General features: G+C 50.5%; 18 protein-coding genes. 1 reads left to right on the forward strand and 17 read right to left on the reverse strand.

The features are described 5' to 3' along the window. Nucleotides 1-24 precede the first annotated feature (24 nt). The 15 genes from hisP to pdxB all read right to left on the reverse strand — a co-directional run bounded on the left by hisP (nt 25) and on the right by pdxB (nt 14,339). Entirely contained in the window at nt 25-798 is a 774-nt protein-coding gene (hisP, locus tag IX31_RS13330; RefSeq protein WP_034458841.1) for a histidine ABC transporter ATP-binding protein HisP, read from the reverse strand. Between the two features lie 10 nt (nt 799-808). Beyond that, complete coding sequence (locus IX31_RS13335; protein WP_034458843.1) at nt 809-1,525, reverse strand: ABC transporter permease; 717 nt, start codon at nt 1,523-1,525, stop codon at nt 809-811. Further along, nucleotides 1,522-2,208 (reverse strand): histidine ABC transporter permease HisQ, encoded by a 687-nt coding sequence (locus tag IX31_RS13340; protein WP_034458845.1) that lies wholly within the window; start codon nt 2,206-2,208, stop codon nt 1,522-1,524. Before IX31_RS13340 ends, IX31_RS13335 begins: the two co-directional genes overlap by 4 nt. 74 nt (nt 2,209-2,282) lie before the next feature. Then, nucleotides 2,283-3,065, reverse strand: coding sequence for a histidine ABC transporter substrate-binding protein HisJ (gene hisJ / locus IX31_RS13345; protein ID WP_034458847.1), 783 nt, complete (start codon nt 3,063-3,065; stop codon nt 2,283-2,285). A gap of 296 nt (nt 3,066-3,361) precedes the next feature. After that, nucleotides 3,362-4,144 (reverse strand): lysine/arginine/ornithine ABC transporter substrate-binding protein ArgT, encoded by a 783-nt coding sequence (argT, locus tag IX31_RS13350; protein ID WP_034458849.1) that lies wholly within the window; start codon nt 4,142-4,144, stop codon nt 3,362-3,364. A gap of 295 nt (nt 4,145-4,439) precedes the next feature. Further along, nucleotides 4,440-5,009, reverse strand: coding sequence for a UbiX family flavin prenyltransferase (locus IX31_RS13355; RefSeq protein ID WP_034458851.1), 570 nt, complete (start codon nt 5,007-5,009; stop codon nt 4,440-4,442). A 110-nt stretch (nt 5,010-5,119) separates the two neighbouring features. Then, a complete protein-coding gene (gene purF, locus IX31_RS13360) occupies nt 5,120-6,637 on the reverse strand; it encodes an amidophosphoribosyltransferase (RefSeq protein ID WP_034458853.1) in 1,518 nt (505 codons plus the stop codon). Between the two features lie 91 nt (nt 6,638-6,728). Next, nucleotides 6,729-7,217 (reverse strand): colicin V production protein, encoded by a 489-nt coding sequence (gene cvpA / locus IX31_RS13365; RefSeq protein WP_034458856.1) that lies wholly within the window; start codon nt 7,215-7,217, stop codon nt 6,729-6,731. Between the two features lie 280 nt (nt 7,218-7,497). Continuing rightward, a complete protein-coding gene (gene dedD, locus IX31_RS13370; protein WP_034458858.1) occupies nt 7,498-8,226 on the reverse strand; it encodes a cell division protein DedD in 729 nt (242 codons plus the stop codon). Then, nucleotides 8,216-9,484, reverse strand: a complete 1,269-nt coding sequence (folC, locus tag IX31_RS13375) for a bifunctional tetrahydrofolate synthase/dihydrofolate synthase (protein WP_034458859.1) — start codon at nt 9,482-9,484, stop codon at nt 8,216-8,218. The genes dedD and folC overlap by 11 nt, the downstream gene beginning before the upstream one ends. Before the next feature lie 77 nt (nt 9,485-9,561). Next, entirely contained in the window at nt 9,562-10,482 is a 921-nt protein-coding gene (accD, locus tag IX31_RS13380) for an acetyl-CoA carboxylase, carboxyltransferase subunit beta (RefSeq protein WP_034458861.1), read from the reverse strand. A gap of 138 nt (nt 10,483-10,620) precedes the next feature. Continuing rightward, the gene (locus IX31_RS13385) at nt 10,621-11,280 is read right to left on the reverse strand and encodes a DedA family protein (protein WP_034458864.1); all 660 of its coding nucleotides are present in this window, start codon (nt 11,278-11,280) and stop codon (nt 10,621-10,623) included. A gap of 25 nt (nt 11,281-11,305) precedes the next feature. Further along, a complete protein-coding gene (gene truA, locus IX31_RS13390; RefSeq protein ID WP_034458866.1) occupies nt 11,306-12,121 on the reverse strand; it encodes a tRNA pseudouridine(38-40) synthase TruA in 816 nt (271 codons plus the stop codon). After that, nucleotides 12,121-13,134, reverse strand: coding sequence for an aspartate-semialdehyde dehydrogenase (locus IX31_RS13395; RefSeq protein WP_034458868.1), 1,014 nt, complete (start codon nt 13,132-13,134; stop codon nt 12,121-12,123). Before IX31_RS13395 ends, truA begins: the two co-directional genes overlap by 1 nt. 68 nt (nt 13,135-13,202) lie before the next feature. Further along, a complete protein-coding gene (gene pdxB, locus IX31_RS13400) occupies nt 13,203-14,339 on the reverse strand; it encodes a 4-phosphoerythronate dehydrogenase PdxB (RefSeq protein ID WP_034458870.1) in 1,137 nt (378 codons plus the stop codon). Between the two features lie 103 nt (nt 14,340-14,442). Between pdxB and flk the strand changes: the two genes are divergently transcribed. Then, nucleotides 14,443-15,447, forward strand: coding sequence for a flagella biosynthesis regulator Flk (flk, locus tag IX31_RS13405; RefSeq protein WP_034458872.1), 1,005 nt, complete (start codon nt 14,443-14,445; stop codon nt 15,445-15,447). 31 nt (nt 15,448-15,478) lie between these two features. On the opposite strand, the gene IX31_RS13410 is transcribed toward flk, so the two are convergent. Both IX31_RS13410 and fabB read right to left on the reverse strand, forming a co-directional pair. Further along, complete coding sequence (locus IX31_RS13410; protein WP_034458874.1) at nt 15,479-16,660, reverse strand: MFS transporter; 1,182 nt, start codon at nt 16,658-16,660, stop codon at nt 15,479-15,481. A gap of 234 nt (nt 16,661-16,894) precedes the next feature. Further along, nucleotides 16,895-18,112, reverse strand: a complete 1,218-nt coding sequence (fabB, locus tag IX31_RS13415) for a beta-ketoacyl-ACP synthase I (RefSeq protein WP_034458876.1) — start codon at nt 18,110-18,112, stop codon at nt 16,895-16,897. Nucleotides 18,113-18,225 lie beyond the last annotated feature (113 nt).

The following is an 18,225-nucleotide window of genomic DNA, read 5'->3' on the forward strand; positions in this document are numbered from 1 at the left end:
GCCGAAATGGCGGGACTTCCAGTATTACTTCAACGAGCCTGACAAGAACTGCTGCAAACGGGCGCTTTTCGGATTACCAAACAACTCTTCCGGCGTCCCTTCTTCTTCGATTAAACCTTGATGCAGGAAAATCACATGGTTTGAAACGTGGCGCGCAAAATCCATCTCATGCGTTACCACTACCATCGTTTTCCCCTCTTCGGCCAGTTTCTGCATGATACGCAGTACTTCGCCTACCAGTTCAGGGTCAAGCGCGGAAGTCGGTTCATCGAACAGTAACACTTCAGGTTCCATCGCCAGTGCACGGGCGATAGAGACACGCTGCTGCTGACCACCAGACAAATGCACCGGGTATTTAATCTGCTGACGCTCGTCAATGCCGACTTTCGCCAGATACTTAATTGCACGCTCTTTCGCTTCTTGCTTGCTCAAACCAAGCACTTGAATCGGCGCTTCCATAACGTTTTCCAGCACCGTCATGTGGCTCCACAAGTTGAAATGCTGGAACACCATCGTCAGACGAGTACGTAGTAAGCGAAGCTGATTTTTATCGGCAACTTTCAACTGCCCGTCGGTGTCGCGCACCAGATTAATGTTCTGGTTATTAACGACAATCGTCCCTTCACTCGGTTTTTCGAGGAAGTTAATACAGCGCAAAAAGGTACTTTTGCCTGAGCCCGATGAACCAATGATGCTTATCACATCACCAGCATTAGCCTGTAAAGAGACACCTTTGAGCACTTCATGTTGGCCGTAGCGCTTGTGCAGGTCGGTAACGCTTAATTTTTTATCAGTCATCGTTGAACACTCAATATGTTGAGCTTGGTTTAATATGCTGCAACCAGCGTTGCTCAGCCTTGCGGAACAATCTAATCAGCACATAAGAAATACACAGGTACAGCACCGCAGCAATCCCAAAAGCAGTAAACGGCTGGTAGGTTGCGGAGTTAATGTCACGGGCGATTTTCAGCAGATCCGGCACCGTGGCGGTAAATGCCAGCGCGGTCGAGTGCAGCATCAAAATCACTTCATTGCTATACGCAGGCAATGCGATACGCAGCGCCGATGGCAAAATAATGCAGCGATACATTTTGAATGGTGAGAAGCCATAAGCGCGCCCAGCTTCAATTTCACCATGCGGCACAGCACGGATCGCACCGGCAAAGATCTCAGTCGTGTATGCGCACGTATTCAACGTTAGCGCCAGCACCGTACAGTTCAGGCCACTGCGGAAAAACTCATTAAGCAGTACCGTACCCTTCACTACTTCCAGCGTGTACATGCCTGAGTAGAACACCAGCAGCTGCACATACAGCGGTGTGCCACGGAAAATGTAGGTAAACAGCCAGATTGGGAATGCGATAAATTTGTTGCTCGATACGCGGCCAATGGCCAAAAACAGCGCCAGAATCCCGCCCATCACCACGGATGAAATCAGCAACCACATCGTAATGGCAACGCCGGTAAACCGATAGCCATCGGTCCACAGCAATGCTTTCCAGTATTCCTGAATAATTTCGATCATAGCTCGGCCCTCTTCACGCCAACCGAGTAACGGCGTTCAAGCCAGAGCAGCACTCCATTCGATACCGTAGTAAAGAAGAGGTAAATGATCCCGGCGACAATCGCAAAGTAGAATGGCTGCCAGGTACTTTTCCCAGCAAGTTGCGTTGCTTTCACCACATCTTCCAGACCTAACAAAGATACAAGCGCGGTCGCTTTTAAAATAACCTGCCAGTTATTACCAATCCCAGGTAGCGCATAGCGCATCATGGCCGGGAAGAGAATTCGACGGAACGTTTGTGAGCCGGTGAAACCAAAGGCGGTTGCAGCTTCAATGTGTCCTCTCGGAACAGCCATAAAAGCACCGCGGAAAGTTTCGGTAAAATAGGCACCGTAGATAAAACCAAGCGTAATAATACCGGCAACCATGGGGTCGATATCAAACTGAGCAACCCCAAGCGAGTCGGTTAACGCATTGAGCGCCATTTGCAGGCCATAGAAAATCAGCAGCATCAGCACCAGATCAGGCACGCCACGAATTAACGTGGTGTAGCCTTCAAACAACATAGCTAACGGGCGATTTTTGGATAACTTAGCACCAGCTCCCGCCAGGCCAATAATAACGGCGAGGATAACGGAGCTTAGCGCCAGTTCCAGCGTGACGACAGCCCCTTTAAAAATGACTTCTGAAAAACCGTACAGCATGGTGCGTATCCTGTCGTCAGTGTCTGCACAAACTTAACCTGCCCACATAGGGCAGGTTTAACCACTGGTGACTGTTAACCACCGTAAACATCGAAGTCGAAGTATTTCTTCGCTAACTTCTCATAAGTTCCGTCTTTGCGCATTTCCGCAAATGCTTTGTTCAGTGCTTCACGCAGCTCAGTATCATCTTTGCGCAGCCCCATACCGGTGCCAACGCCAAATAGTTTGTCGTCTTTAACAGACGGGCCACCGAACTGGTAATTGGCGCCAACGGGTTGTTTCAGGAAGCCTTCGCTCGCAGCTACTTCATCCTGGAATGCGGCGTCAATTCGGCCTGCCGTCAGGTCAGCGTAAATAGAATCCTGGCCTTGATAAGAGACAATTTCGATGCCTTTTGGCGCCCAGTGCTCATTACCGTAGGTTTCTTGCGTGGTGCCTTGCAGAACACCGACACGCTTACCTTTCAGAGACTGAAGGGTTGGTTGAATAGGGGAACCTTTCGCGACCACTAAGCGGGAATCTGCGGCGTATAGTTTGTCAGTGAAGGCGATTTCTTGCTGGCGTTTTTCTGTAATGGAAAGTGACGACATAATCGCGTCAATTTTTTTCGCTTTCAACGAGGGGATCAACGCATCCAGTGGGTTTTCCACGAAGGTACAGTTAGTTTCGATGCGTTTGCAGAGTTCTTTTGCCAAATCAATATCAAAACCGACTAATTCCCCTTGAGCGTTTTTCGACTCAAACGGCGCATAAGTTGGGTCAGTACCAATACGTACATTCTTAGGAATTGCGGCGAAAGCTGTGGAAACACTGGAAAATGCCAGTACCAAAGAAAGAGCGATGATCTGCTTGTTCATAATTATCCTCGAGTAGACCGTATATTTTGCGCGATTGCTTTTTAACCGGATAAAATTGCATGTTTCATGCCAATTTATGCACACCAATATAGTGTTTTTTCAAGCGGATGGCGCGCCCTGTTTCAGGACAACTTTCACTTGAAAAGCACGTCGCACCAATAGGATGCAAGTAAAACATCATTTTGGTGCATCGGCAATAATTTGCACTAATGGAGTGCAAACAACTTCGGGTTAGATTGCAATTCTATTCAGCCCGGCCATGAAGCCACAACCGGGCTACAGACTACGGGATAAGGTTATTCACCGTAAACATTAAAATCGAAGTACTTCTTAGCAAATTTGTCGTAAGTTCCATCTTTACGCATTTCTGCCAGCGCTTTATCAAAGGCCGCTTTCAGCTCCACGTCGTCTTTACGCAAGCCAATACCGGTGCCATCACCAAAGTACTGTTTGTTTTTCACTGATGGGCCAGCAAACTGATAGCCTTTGCCCGCAGGCAGTTTCAGGAAGCCTTCGCTGGCAGCGGTTTCATCCTGAAATGCTGCATCAAGGCGACCAGCCGCCAGGTCAGAATAGATCAGATCCTGATTAGCGTAAGGCACCACATCGATACCTTTACTACGCCATTCAGCGTTGGCATATGCTTCTTGGGTAGAGCCTTGCAACACACCAATGTGCTTGCCTTTGAGCGAATCAAGAGTCGGCTGAATTGGAGATCCTTTAACAGCAATCAGGCGTGAATCCGCAGCATAAAGCTTGTCAGAGAAGGCAATCTCTTTCTGGCGCTTTTCGGTGATGGAAAGCGAAGAGATGATGCCGTCGATTTTCTTCGCTTTAAGTGATGGAATTAACGCATCAAAGTCGCTTCCTACCCATGTACATTTAGTATTGATGCGTTTACACAACTCATTGCCGAGATCGATATCGAAACCAACAAAATCCCCTTTCGCGTCTTTAGATGAGAACGGTGCATATGTAGTGTCCGTACCAAGACGAATGCTCTGCGGAATAGCTGCGAAAACACTTGCGGTGGCACTCAGGCCAAGCAGTAATGACAGAGCGAGAACTTGCTTTTTCATACATAACCCTCAAGGTGGCGGATCTTATTATGTGTAACGTCGTGTTGTGTTTTTTTGTGTTGCAGACCAGAGTTGCAGTTCCCATGCCACTTTTTCTTGCGTGAGAGAAAGTGTGCGGTTTTGTGTTAAATAAAAGTTACAACTCTGTCACAAGAATGAAAGATAGCAGGTCTGGTATGAGGGAAAAGCATTAACGGTGGAAAATAGCGGATAAATGTTCTGGAAGTGATCGAGGTTACAAAATCGCCCCATTTTGAGGCGAAGGGTTTTGTGATGCACCACACTGGCGCAATATTTATGCGCCGTTCCAGCGGGTGAACAAGTCCTGTGGCAGCTCAATATCAAACTGATCGAGTACCCGGTTGACCGTCTGGTCGATGATGTCCTGCACGCTTTGCGGACGATGATAAAAGGCCGGCATTGGCGGCATGATCACCGCACCCAATTCGGCGGCCTGGGTCATTAAACGTAAATGGCCAAGATGCAGCGGTGTTTCGCGCACACAAAGCACCAACGGGCGACGCTCTTTTAGCACCACATCTGCCGCACGCGTCAGCAGGCCATCGGTATAGCTGTGGACAATTCCTGAAAGGGTTTTAATTGAACAAGGCAATATCACCATGCCGTGCGTCTTAAAAGAGCCTGAGGAGAGGCTGGCGGCGATATCACGGGCGTCGTGAACCACATCAGCCAGAGCCTGAACTTCGCGCAGGGAAATATCGGTTTCTAAGGCAAGGGTCTGGCGAGCTGCATTACTCAGAATGAGATGAGTTTCGATATCGGGTAATTGTTGCAGTACCTGAAGCAGTCGCACACCGTAGATTGCACCACTGGCACCTGAAATCCCAACAATTAACCGTTTCATATTTTAGTTCGCCCAAGGAGTTTATCTGGGCTGACTTTGCCGCAAGATGGGCAGGGATGCAAGAAATGGTAACCCTCTCCTTCGAGGAGAGGGTTAAGGTGAGGATGGCTTTAACCCTCGTTGTGCATCTCTAAGTTTTCCACTTCGTTTTGACGCTGGATAGCTTTCGAATCGTCATTACGCAGGGACTCAAGATACTCAAGGTATTCGTGGTCCACGTCTTTGGTCACGTAGATACCGTTAAACACCGAGCATTCAAACTGCGTAATGTCCGGGTTCTCAACGCGAACAGCTTCAATCAGATCGTCCAGATCCTGGAAAATCAAACCATCAGCACCGATTAACTGGCGGATCTCGTCAACCTCGCGGCCGTGAGCAATCAGTTCGTTTGCGCTTGGCATGTCGATACCGTAAACGTTCGGGAAGCGAATTTCTGGTGCTGCAGAAGCGAGATAGACTTTTTTCGCACCCGCTTCACGTGCCATTTCGATAATCTGCTCAGAAGTGGTGCCACGAACGATAGAGTCATCCACCAGCAGCACGTTCTTATCGCGGAACTCAGCACGGTTAGCATTGAGTTTACGACGCACAGACTTACGACGCAGTTGCTGGCCCGGCATGATAAAGGTACGGCCAACGTAGCGGTTCTTCACGAAGCCCTGGCGATATGGCTTGTCAAGAATGCGGGCGATTTCCAGCGCGATATCGCAGGATGTTTCTGGAATAGGGATAACCACATCGATATCCAAATCTTCCCACTCGCGGGCAATTTTCTCACCGAGTTTTTTACCCATCTCAACGCGTGCGCTGTAAACGGAAATCTTATCGATAAAGGAGTCCGGGCGCGCGAAGTAGACGTATTCGAATAGACAAGGGTTGCTGGTTGGGTTGTCGGCACACTGGCGGGTAAATAACTGCCCTTTCTCAGTGATGTAAACCGCTTCGCCGGGTGCGATATCACGCAGGAATTCGAAGCCCAGAGTATCAAGCGCCACGCTTTCGGAAGCCACCATATATTCAGTGCGACCATCGTTCAAATCACGCTTGCCCATGACGAGTGGGCGGATGCCGTTTGGATCGCGGAACGCAACCATACCGTGGCCGATAATCATCGCCACACATGCGTAAGCACCACGAATCTGACGGTTAGTTGCAGCAATAGCTGCAAAAATATTGTCAGCCTCTAGCGGATAGTTGCGGAAATTATCCAGCTCGCTGGCGAAAATATTCAGCAGGATTTCAGAATCGGAAGTGGTGTTAATGTGACGACGCTTTTCTTCGAACAGCTTCTGGCGCAGTTCGTGGGCGTTAGTGAGGTTACCGTTGTGTGCAAGGGTAATGCCATATGGAGAGTTAACATAGAAAGGCTGGGCTTCAGAAGCACTGGAACTACCCGCTGTAGGGTATCGCACATGACCAATGCCCATGTTTCCTTGTAAGCGTTGCATGTGAATGGCACCAAATACATCACTCACCAGTCCATTAGCTTTACGCAGACGAAAACAGTTTAAAGCATCAATGGTGACGATGCCTGCGGCATCTTGCCCACGATGCTGAAGCACCGTTAACGCATCATAGATAGACTGGTTTACCGGCATGAAACCGGCGATACCGACAATACCGCACATGTTGTCTTTTCCTCATCGTGAGTCTGTTTTTCTGGCGTTATTTGAAAATAAAACAGCCAGAAAAATCAGACTCTAAGCCATAACCTCCGCCCTAAGGCCGAGGCAAGAAACTTGACGAGCTTTGCAGATAGTCAAAGAACCATCTGATGATGAAACTGAATTGCGGGATAAGCTGCGACTTTTGCCAGTCGTCACTCTTCGAAAAACCAGTAAACGTATCAAGAAAGAACAGAATGGCGGCGACGATCAATGCTCCACGTAAAGCACCGAAACAGATCCCCAACACCCTGTCTGTACCCGACAGGCCGGTTTTCTCAACCAGTGCGCTAATCACATAATTGACTATCGCACCAACAATGAGTGTCGCGATAAATAGTATCGCGATAGCTATTCCATTACGTACCAGTTCGTCTTCAAAGCCTGTGAACCAGACTGACAGGTAAGTGTAGTAATGACTGGCGACAAAGAAAGCACAACCCCAGGTCACCAGCGATAACGCTTCACGCACAAACCCACGAATAACACTAATCAGAGCTGAAAAACCGATGACTGCAATAATGGCGTAATCTATCCAGACCATGAACAAATCTCACGACAAATCGCCCTGACGTCCAGTTCGGGGCGCATTCTAACAGAAAAAGAAAACGTTTGCGTAGGGATTTCCTTCCCTCGCGTAAATAAATAATGGCGTTGAAAAAATGCTCAACGCCATTAAGAATTTGCCCTTGTGCCGGGGCTTCACTGAAGATTTCTTATGAATTTGTAAGGTAGATTTGTACCGCGACATCCGCCTGCGAGAACCCTCTCTGGCGGATGACACTTCGTTTACCAGCCCTACAGTTCAATCAACTTCAGAAAAATTATCTCGCCGTATAATTCATCACAACACCGTTGAGCCCGGAGATGGTACTCAGCTCGCCCAAAGACGATTTCAATTTGTCTTTTGAAGCATCTGGCCCCACCAGAATACGGGTAACTTTACCCTGCACTGGCGTAGACGGTGAGGTATAAACACGGAACCCGGCACCGCGTAGTTTACCAACAATTTCATTCACTTTGTCGGCATTCTTCAACGCACCGAGCTGTACAACATAAGCTTGCCCGGTTGGTGCTTTCTCCGCTGTTTCCTGCTTCGCGGGTTTTTCAGGCTCTGGCGGTTCTTCGTTCATCATCGCCAGGCGTTCTGCCGTTTGATCAATCTCAGCTTTGCTCTGCGGTTTCTCGACCTGCTTAGGTTTCGGTTTCTCAACGACAGGTTGCGGTTTTGGTTGAGCACGGGCGACTGGAACTTCATCAATACCCGCACCACCATCACTCGGCAGTGAGGCAATATCTAATCCTGGTGCCGCTGCCGTACCCGCTCTCACCTCTTCTGCTGCACCCTCAGGTGGTTGAGAAGGGAGTGCCTGCGTTGCCACCGGCAACATATCCGGCTCAGCGGTATCCCCTGGTTTTGGAACCAGAGGAATAGCTGCAAATTCATCCTGATAATGCTTTTTCTGACCATCAAGTAGCCCTGGCAGGATAATGACCCCCAGTGCGACCAGAATAATGGTTCCGACTAATCGATTTTGAAACTTACTCGCCACCTGTTTTCTCCGCGTCCAGCGCTTCCATTACGTGGGCTACTGTATGAAATGAACCACACACCAGCACGGTATCATCCTCTGTTGCCGCACTCATCGCAGCATTCCAGGCCTGCGTCACTGTGCCGTAGACCTCACCCTGGCCCAGATGCTCAATCAACTGTTCAGCACTCGCACCGCGCGGCCCTTCCAGAGGAGCACAATACCAGCTATCAACTTGAGGCGACAAATTTGCCAGCGTACCGGCGATGTCTTTGTCGTGCAGCATGCCAATAACCGCCAGTACACGCCCACGCTTAGGTAGCTGCGCCAGACGTCCGGCAAGATAGGCTGCCGCATGGGGATTATGCGCCACATCGAGAATAACCAACGGTGCCTGCGAAATAATCTGGAAACGGCCCGGTAACGTCGCCTGTTTAATCCCTTGAATAATAGCTTCATTACTGACAGTTAGCTGGCTTACACGCAATGCGGCCAGCGCGGTTGCGGCATTCGGCTGCGGGACTAGTGGCAACGGCAAGCCATGGAGTTCACCCAGAGCATCTTTAAAGCTCCAACTGCTCTCACCAACCTCATAAGACCAGTCGACGTCACGGCGCAGCAGACGAGCGCCCTTTTCAGCCGCCACATCAGCAATAGTGTGTGGCATATCTGGCTCGCCCACCACAGCAGGTTTACCACCACGGAAGACTCCTGCTTTTTCACGTCCGATACTTTCACGATCTGGCCCCAGCCAGTCAGTGTGATCAAGGGCGATACTGGTGACAACTGCCACATCGGCATCGACAATATTGGTCGCATCCAGGCGGCCACCCAGGCCGACTTCAAGAATCACCACGTCCACAGCCAGTTGCTTAAACAACAACAGCGCTGACAGCGTGCTGTATTCAAAATAGGTTAGTGATGTTTCGCCACGCGCGGTTTCAATTTGTGCAAATGCCGCCGTGTGGTATGTCTCATCCAGCTCTTCACTTTGTATGCGCACGCGCTCGGTGTAACGCACCAGATGCGGTGAACTGTAGACACCAACACTATATCCTGCCGCCATCAACACCTTTTCCAGAGTGCGACAAGTCGTGCCTTTGCCGTTTGTCCCGGCAACAGTAAACACCGTTGGTGCCGGTTTTAGCACATCAAGCGTAGCAGCAACTTTTTTAACACGGTCAAGGCCAAGCTCAATGGTTTTAGAATGGAGATTTTCCAGATAACAAAGCCACGTGGCCAGAGGCGACGTGGCTTGAGGAGTTTGAATTTTTTCCATGATGCCCGCTCTATCTACGGTTCAATCTACGGTTCAAGAAAAAGGGCAGGACCTGTTCGGCCTGCCCTTGTTAACAATCAGGCCTGGTGACCTTCTTCCGGTGCGGCCGGAACCACAATGGGTTCGCGCGGCGCTTCCGGATTAGGCGCTGGCTGATTTGTCAGTTTTGCCAGAACGCTTGCCAGTTTCAGGCGCATTTCTGGACGGCGGACGATCATGTCGATCGCCCCTTTTTCGATCAGGAACTCACTGCGCTGGAAGCCCGGCGGCAGTTTTTCGCGCACGGTCTGTTCGATAACACGAGGACCCGCAAAGCCGATCAATGCTTTTGGCTCAGCGACGTTGAGATCGCCTAACATAGCGAAGCTAGCAGACACGCCGCCCATAGTTGGGTCAGTCAGAACCGAAATATACGGCAGACCGCGTTCCTGCATTTTTGCCAGCGCCGCACTGGTTTTCGCCATCTGCATCAGCGACATCAGTGCTTCTTGCATACGTGCGCCACCGGAAGCGGAGAAACAGATCAGCGGGCAGTTATCTTCCAGAGCCTGTTCTACTGCACGAACAAAACGTGCACCGACAACAGAACCCATAGAGCCGCCCATAAAGGCAAACTCAAACGCGACAGCAACAACAGGCATGTTATAAAGCGTGCCTTTCATCACTACCAGTGCATCTTTCTCGCCAGTTTCTTTCTGAGCTGATGCCAGGCGGTCTTTGTATTTTTTAGAGTCTTTAAACTTGAGAATATCTTTTGGCTCAAGCTCACTACCCAATTCAAACAGCGAACCTTCATCTAACAGGCTATGCAGACGATCGCGCGCAGACATACGCATGTGGTGATCGCATTTTGGGCAGACTTCAAGATTGCGTTCCAGTTCGGCACGGTACAAAACCTGGCCACAACTGTCGCACTTCGTCCACACCCCTTCAGGGATACTCGCCTTACGGGTAGGGGTGATATTGCTCTTATTGAGAATTCGTTCAATCCAGCTCATTGATGACCTTTCTGCTTGAACCTGGTCGATGCCAGTTTTTCTGTGGCAGTAATACCTGCCCCAGACCATAAATGGTGCTCATTAAAACATAACGGCCCGCGACTTTGGATAAAAAAGTGGTCGAACCGCGCGATGGAGTTACTTTTGCAGGCGTTTGGCCGCACGTTTGTGGCGAATAATTTCAACCACACCAGGCAGGACCGACAACACGATAATCGCCACAATCAGTAATTTCAGGTTTTCCTGCACAATCGGCAAATCGCCGAACAGGTAGCCTGCGTAGGTAAATAACAATACCCACAGCAACGCACCGGCAACGTTATACATCGCAAAATGGCGATAGGACATATGCCCCATCCCGGCGACAAACGGTGCGAAAGTTCGCACAATCGGTACGAAGCGCGCGAGGATAATCGTTTTTCCACCATGACGCTCGTAAAAAGCGTGTGTTTTATCAAGATAACTACGGCGGAAGATTTTTGAATTCGGGTTACTGAACAGCTTTTCACCAAACAGCCGCCCAATAGTGTAGTTCACCGCATCGCCAACAATTGCCGCGATGATCATTAAAATCACCATGGTATGAACGTTAAGATCGTTAGTTGGCAGTGCCGCAAGTGCGCCTGCAACAAACAGCAGCGAATCGCCCGGCAGGAACGGTGTAACCACCAGACCCGTTTCACAAAACAGAATCAAAAACAGAATGGCATAAACCCAGACACCATACTGCGCAACCAACTCCGCTAAATGCACATCAATGTGCAAAATAAAATCAATAATAAAGCGGATAAATTCCATAGTTATCTACCTTTCTCGACTGGAGTCAGTCTGCCAAAAAAAGAGGCCCCATCGGGGGTTTAGGTAATGCAAAGTGGTCAGGGTAATCTACTGAAACTAAGTACAAGCCTTCTGCTTTTCCGGTGGCCGCTGCAAGCTTACGGTCTTTCGCAACCAGCAATTGGGCCATCCAGTTCTCTTCTTGATTGCCACAACCAATTTCCATCAGGCTGCCGACAATGTTTCGCACCATGTGATGCACAAACGCATTGGCTTTGATATCCACCACCACGTATGAACCATAACGTGTGACGTTGATGTGCATCAGATTGCGCCAGGGTGTGCGCGACTGGCATTGCACGGCGCGAAACGACGTAAAATCGTTCTCACCCAGCAAACATTGCGCGGCACGGTGCATGCGTTCAGCATCCAGCGGATGATAAAAATGCGTCACCCCCTGCCCCATCACTGCCGGACGTAGCCGCTCGTTATAGATGACATAACGATAACGACGCGCCGTGGCACTGAAGCGCGCGTGAAAATCATCGGGCACAGCTTTAACCCAACGCACCGCAATGTCACCAGGTAAATTCGCATTTGCACCAAGTGTCCATGCCGCATCTTTACGCTGCGCACGCGTTTCAAAATGCACCACCTGGCCGGTGGCATGTACACCTGCGTCGGTACGCCCGGCACAGAATACATTTATTGGCTCATCAGCCACTTTAGAGAGCGCTTTTTCAAGCTTCTCTTGCACGCTGCGCACTTCATTCTGGCGCTGCCAGCCGTAATATTTGCTGCCGTCGTATTCAATGCCGAGTGCAATCTTGTTGAGTGGGGTTTGGTGCAACTCGTCGGACATTAGTACATATACTCCTGCACTAATTTCTCAGCCGTTTTCACCGCCATCAATGCACCGCCGAAACGAACGTTATCGGCAACTGACCAGAATTGAATCTGCTCAGGCATACCGTAATCGTTGTGGATACAGCCGATTGAAAGATGTGCACTACCGGAGGCGTCAGCAACCTGAGTCGGGAAATCCCCTTCTACGGAAAGCTCGATATCTTCAAATTGACCAAATGCATCACGCGCTTCTTCAGCCGCCAACGGACGCATTGCTTCAAAATTGACCATCTGCGCATGCCCGTAAAATACCGGGGCCTGAACCATGTTGGCAGAGATCATGACACCTTCATCTTGCAACACTTTACGCACTTCGTTCACCAGACGACGCTCTGCAAGAACGCTACCTTCAGCATCCGGCACCAGCGGTAGCATGTTAAACGCCAATTGGCGACCAAATAGATCTGCCTCTTCGATTGGCAAGCCATTAAGCAGACGAGCACTCTGACCGGCCAGTGCGTCTACCGCACTTTTGCCACGCCCGGAGGCTGCCAGTAAATTGGTGACCTGAATACGTGATAAACCACCCTGTTCGATAAGCGGTTTCAGGGCAGTCAGAAGTTGGCTGGTCAAGCTATCAGCAACGGCAACCAGGTTGCGATTGCGGTATTCACCCAACACGAATGGATTCACATCAGGAACAACCAGCGGTACATCGTGTTCCATGGCGAACAGGCCGCTGGAGTCGATAACCAGGCAACCGGCATTCGTGGCTTCTTCAACATAACGTGTAGAAGCTTCAGCACCTGCAACGAAGAACGCCAGCTGAACCTGAGTCCAGTCAAATGATTCAGCATCCTGAACCATCACTGTTTTGCCTTCATAACGAATATTTTCACCGGCGCTTTCATTGCGCGCCAGGGCATACAATTCACCAACCGGGAACTGGCGTTCGGCAAGCAGTTCAATCACAGCTGCGCCTACGGCACCCGTGGCACCTAAAACGGCAATATTCCAGCCTTCAGACATGTTGGTTTACTCCAGACTTAAATAGCAGTATCTCCCAGGCGCAACACCGGGGAGATGAGAAGGATTTTTTAACGTGCTGCGTGATAGATAGCGTTAAAGCCTAGCTTTTGCAGCATTGTTGCTGCCGCTTCATCATCACATTGGATATACAGCGATGACCATTCACGGCGTTCCTGATAATTTTTGCGTAACTTGTCAAACTCACCCGGAATTCCTGCCACTTTACGCAGCGGAGCATCATCGCGGCGCACATCATACACCAGATGAACCAGTCTTTTGAGTGTTGCCTGATCGAGAGGGCCATGAAGGGTAATACGACCAAATTCCGGGGCAGGAAGCAGAGTGTCTAAAGCCACTTGTTGTTTCTGGCCAATAAACTCGCTAAATGCTTCAAACACTTGCGTGGTGCCACGCGCTTTACCTTCCAGCGTATAGCCCGCGATGTGAGCGGTACCGATATCAACTTTGTCGAGCAGAGCGACATTGAGTTCCGGCTCCGGCTCCCAGACATCAAGTACCACACTCAGATCCTGGCCATTCTCCAGGCATTTTAGCAACGCCACGTTATCCACAACTGGCCCACGGCAGGCGTTAATCAGAATGGAGCCAGGTTTGAGGCTTGAAATCAGTTTCTCGTCAGCAAGATGCAGCGATTTGTACGCGCCGTCTTTAAATAGCGGCGTATGGAACGTCAGAACATCCGCTTCGCGCACCAATTGTTCCAGTGACACAAAATCGCCTTTATCACCGCGATCGACTCGAGGTGGATCGCAAAGCAGCGTACGAACGCCAAAAGCTTCAAGACGCGCCTGCAAACGCGAACCGACATTACCGACACCAACAATACCCACGGTGCGGTCGGTAAGCTGGAAACCATCGCGTTCGGCAAGCATTAACAGTGATGAGAAGACATACTCTACAACAGCAATGGCGTTACAACCGGGGGCTGCCGAAAATGCGATACCCGCGCGCTGAAGGTAGTTTTCGTCAACGTGGTCAGTGCCAGCCGTTGCCGTACCGACAAATTTTATTCCTTTATCATCGAGTAAATCAGCATTCACTTTGGTGACAGAACGCACCATTAACGCATCAGCATCAGCCAATTCGGATACGGGAATTGGGCGGCCAGGGACGGCGGTTACGTCGCCAAGGCGACTGAACAATTCACGTGCATAGGGCATGTTTTCGTCAACGAGGATTTTCACGTTAGCTACCTGTTCGGTTAATCGTCGAGAATAAGCCCGATAGTGTGCCATAATCTGGCGTCCTGGCATACTTGAGCCAGGGATCGACAAAGGATTTAAGCCTATGCAACCCATTCAGGGGGCGACAGCACGTCCTCCGGGGGAACCACCCTCCCCAACTTCAGCGGCAGGTGAGTTTCCGCTTTCTACACAGCAACGTACCGTTCTGGAACGTTTGATTACACGAATTGTTGCGCTTAACCAGCAACAAAGTGCCGAAGTGTGGGCGGGATTAAAACATGACCTCGGGCTAAAAGGTGAAACGCCATTGTTATCGCGTCACTTCCCTGCGGCTGAACAAAATCTGAATCAGCGTCTCAGTAACGCTCAAACAACCCATGCAACGCGCCAGGTTGTACAACAGCTCAGCGAATTGCTATCGCAGGGCAATAATCGCCAGGCTGTGAGTGATTACATTCGCCAACAGTTTGGGCAAACAGCCCTTAGCCAGCTCACGCCAGAACAATTAAAAAGCGTACTGACATTATTGCAAAATAACCAGTTGGCAATCCCGCAGCCGCAACAGCGCCCGGCGACCGATCGCCCTCTGTTACCTGCTGAACATAATTCATTAAACAACCAGGTGGCCAAACTTACCGCCGCGACAGGCGAGTCTGGAAAGTTAATCTGGCAATCGATGCTTGAGCTAAGCGGTGTGAAAACCGGTGATCTGATTCCGGCAAAACATTTCGCCTTGCTGACAACATGGTTGCAGGCACGCCAGACATTGAGCCAGCAGACGACGCCAACGCTGCATACCATCCAGGCCGCGCTAAAGCAGCCTCTGGAACCAGCAGAATGGAGAGAGATTACCGATTATTCCCTGCAGCGTTTTCAGGCGGCGCCGCAGTCGTTACTTACCACTGCACAAGTGCAGGATATTTTGAATCAGATCTTTTTGAAGCGAGCAGAACGTCAGCCGGCCTCGCTTGAAGTGCAAAATATTCAGCCAATCGCCAGCCCAATTTGGGCGCCATTTATTGAACCGATGAAGTTAATAAGTGCTCGCCCTGGGCTGGCACTTATCGCATTGATTGTAGTGATGGTTTTGTTCTGGATAGTGATTTAACCATAAGCCACCCAGCCCTGGGTGGCTTGTGTTACTTGCGAAAGGCGATGAGTGTAACCACAATCCCGACTGACGCGGAAATTGCTCCAGCCAAGAATACTGACGGATAACCCATCGAGGTCGCTAACAATCCCGTCAACGGCCCTGCGACACCGTACGAAATATCCTGAAACGCCGCATAACCACCCAGTGCCGTACCGCGTACCTGAGCCGGGACGCGCTTCACTACTTCAACCCCCAGTGCCGGGAAGATTAACGAGCAACCACAGCCCGTCAACGCAGCACCAATTAGCGCAACGCCTGCTCCCGGGGCCTGCCAGAGTAGAAGCAACCCGGCGGTTTCAATCGCCAACGAGACCAACGCGACTCTTACACCGCCAAATCTGTCAGGCATCCAGCCAAATAGCACACGCATCAGCACAAAAGCGCCACCAAAGGCGGTCAGCGTAAAGCCTGCCCAGGCCCAGCCGTTGGCAGAGAAATAGAGTGAAACAAAGGTACCAATGACCGCAAAACCCACACCTTGTAGCGCAAGGCCCAGACCTGGTTTCCAGATAAGACCAATCACAGTAAACAGCGATGGGCGCTCGCCTTTATGCGCAGGCACCGCGCGAATACGGCCATTAAACGCCCAGGCAACCAGTGGTAGCGCAATGGTTGAAACACCCAGCGCGACAAACCCCCAATGGCTATTGAGCAGCAAACCCAACGGGGCTCCGGCAGCTAGCGCGCCATAGATGGCCATCCCATTCCAGGACATCACTTTGCCAGAACGCGCCGGGCCCACTAAGCCCAGCCCCCAGGTCAGGTTGCCGGTAAGCAGTTGGCTTTCACCAAAACCGAGAATCAAACGGCCAACGATCAACAGCCCGAATTTCGCCATCGGCTCAACGGGCAATAGCGCCGCCAGCAGATAAGCGACTCCTGCAAATGCGCATGCACACATGCCCTGTAACGTCGAACGTTTCGCGCCCTGCTGATCGGCCAGACGCCCGGCATAACCGCGGGTTAAAACCGTTGCCAGGAACTGAATGCCTACGGCAATCCCAACCATGGTGTTGCCAAAACCAAGCTCATGGTGAACAAAAAGCGGGATAACAGGCAACGGCAAGCCAACCGTCATGTAGGTGAGAAACACCGCGAAGGTAATGCTGAATAAGGACTTATTTTCGGATTTGCTATTTTTAAGCTGAGAATCAATCAATGCAGACATGCTGCTTACTCCATTTATCGCAGAGTAAGGCGAGGTAACCACCCACGCCCTTTCCCTCTGAACGTTCAGATTAAGGGTGCGTTGGTTGACGTTGAACGCTTACGCATTATCAGAACGATAATGTTATGGCGGGAATAGTGCCTTCAGCCATTGATGCTGTCAATAATTGTGAACAGCAAAAAAAAACGAGGCGCCAGAGGCACCCCGTTCGTCATTCTCACTGTCAGTGATGAGTTAAGCTTTAACTTTACGCATTACCAGCGTGGCGTTAGTCCCACCGAAACCGAAGCTGTTAGACATAACAGTGTTCAGTTGACGCTCGGTAGTTTCAGTCACGATGTTCAGGCCAGCAGCCTGCTCATCGAGCTGTTCAATGTTAATGCTTGGCGCGATGAAACCGTGCTCCAGCATCAGCAGAGAGTAGATAGCTTCCTGAACGCCTGCAGCACCCAGAGAGTGGCCGGTCATCGCTTTGGTCGCAGACATTGCTGGTGAGTTGTTACCGAAGACTTCTTTGATTGCACCCAGTTCTTTCACATCGCCAACCGGCGTAGAAGTCCCGTGAGTGTTCAGGTAGTCAATAGGGGTATCAACACCGTGCATTGCCATCTTCATGCAACGCACTGCACCTTCACCAGATGGAGCAACCATATCTGCGCCGTCTGAAGTTGCGCCGTAGCCAACGATTTCAGCGTAGATGTGTGCGCCACGAGCCAGAGCGTGCTCCAGTTCTTCAACCACAACCATACCGCCGCCGCCTGCGATAACGAAACCGTCACGGCTCGCATCATAGGTACGGGACGCTTTGTCCGGAGTTTCGTTGTATTTGGTAGACAGTGCGCCCATTGCATCGAACTCACAGGCCATTTCCCAGCACAGCTCTTCGCCGCCGCCAGCAAATACGATGTCCTGTTTGCCCAGCTGAATTTGCTCAACAGCATTACCGATACAGTGTGCAGAAGTCGCACATGCGGAGCTGATTGAGTAGTTCACACCGTGAATTTTGAACGGAGTAGCGAGACATGCGGAAACCGCAGAACCCATCGCTTTGGTCACAACATAAGGACCAACCGCTTTCAGGCCGCGCGGGCTACGCATTGCGTCTGCACCGAACACCTGAGATTTAGAAGAACCACCGGAACCTGCAATCAGGCCCACGCGAGGGTTGCTTTGATAAACTTCTTCTTTCAAACCAGCATCTTCAATAGCTTGCTGCATTGAAAGGTAAGCATAGACAGAGGCATCGTTCATGAAACGGACGACTTTACGGTCAATCAGGCCGGTGGTGTCCAGTTTAACGTTACCCCACACGTGGCTGCGCATTCCAGAATCTTTGAATTCTTGAGAGAAAGTGATCCCCGGGCGACCTTCACGCAGAGATGCCAGGACTTCCTGCTGGTTGTTACCGATGCTGGAAACAATGCCCAGACCAGTAATCACTGCACGTTTCATTCAATACCTCTTTTACTGCACTATTAGGATTTCGACAGGCACAATAGCGTACACTTGTACGCCGAACAAGTCCGATCAGCCAAATCGGTGTGAAATTTGCGCCGCTTCGCACA

Source organism: Buttiauxella noackiae, assembly GCF_000737905.1.
GTDB classification, from domain to species: Bacteria; Pseudomonadota; Gammaproteobacteria; order Enterobacterales; family Enterobacteriaceae; genus Buttiauxella; species Buttiauxella noackiae.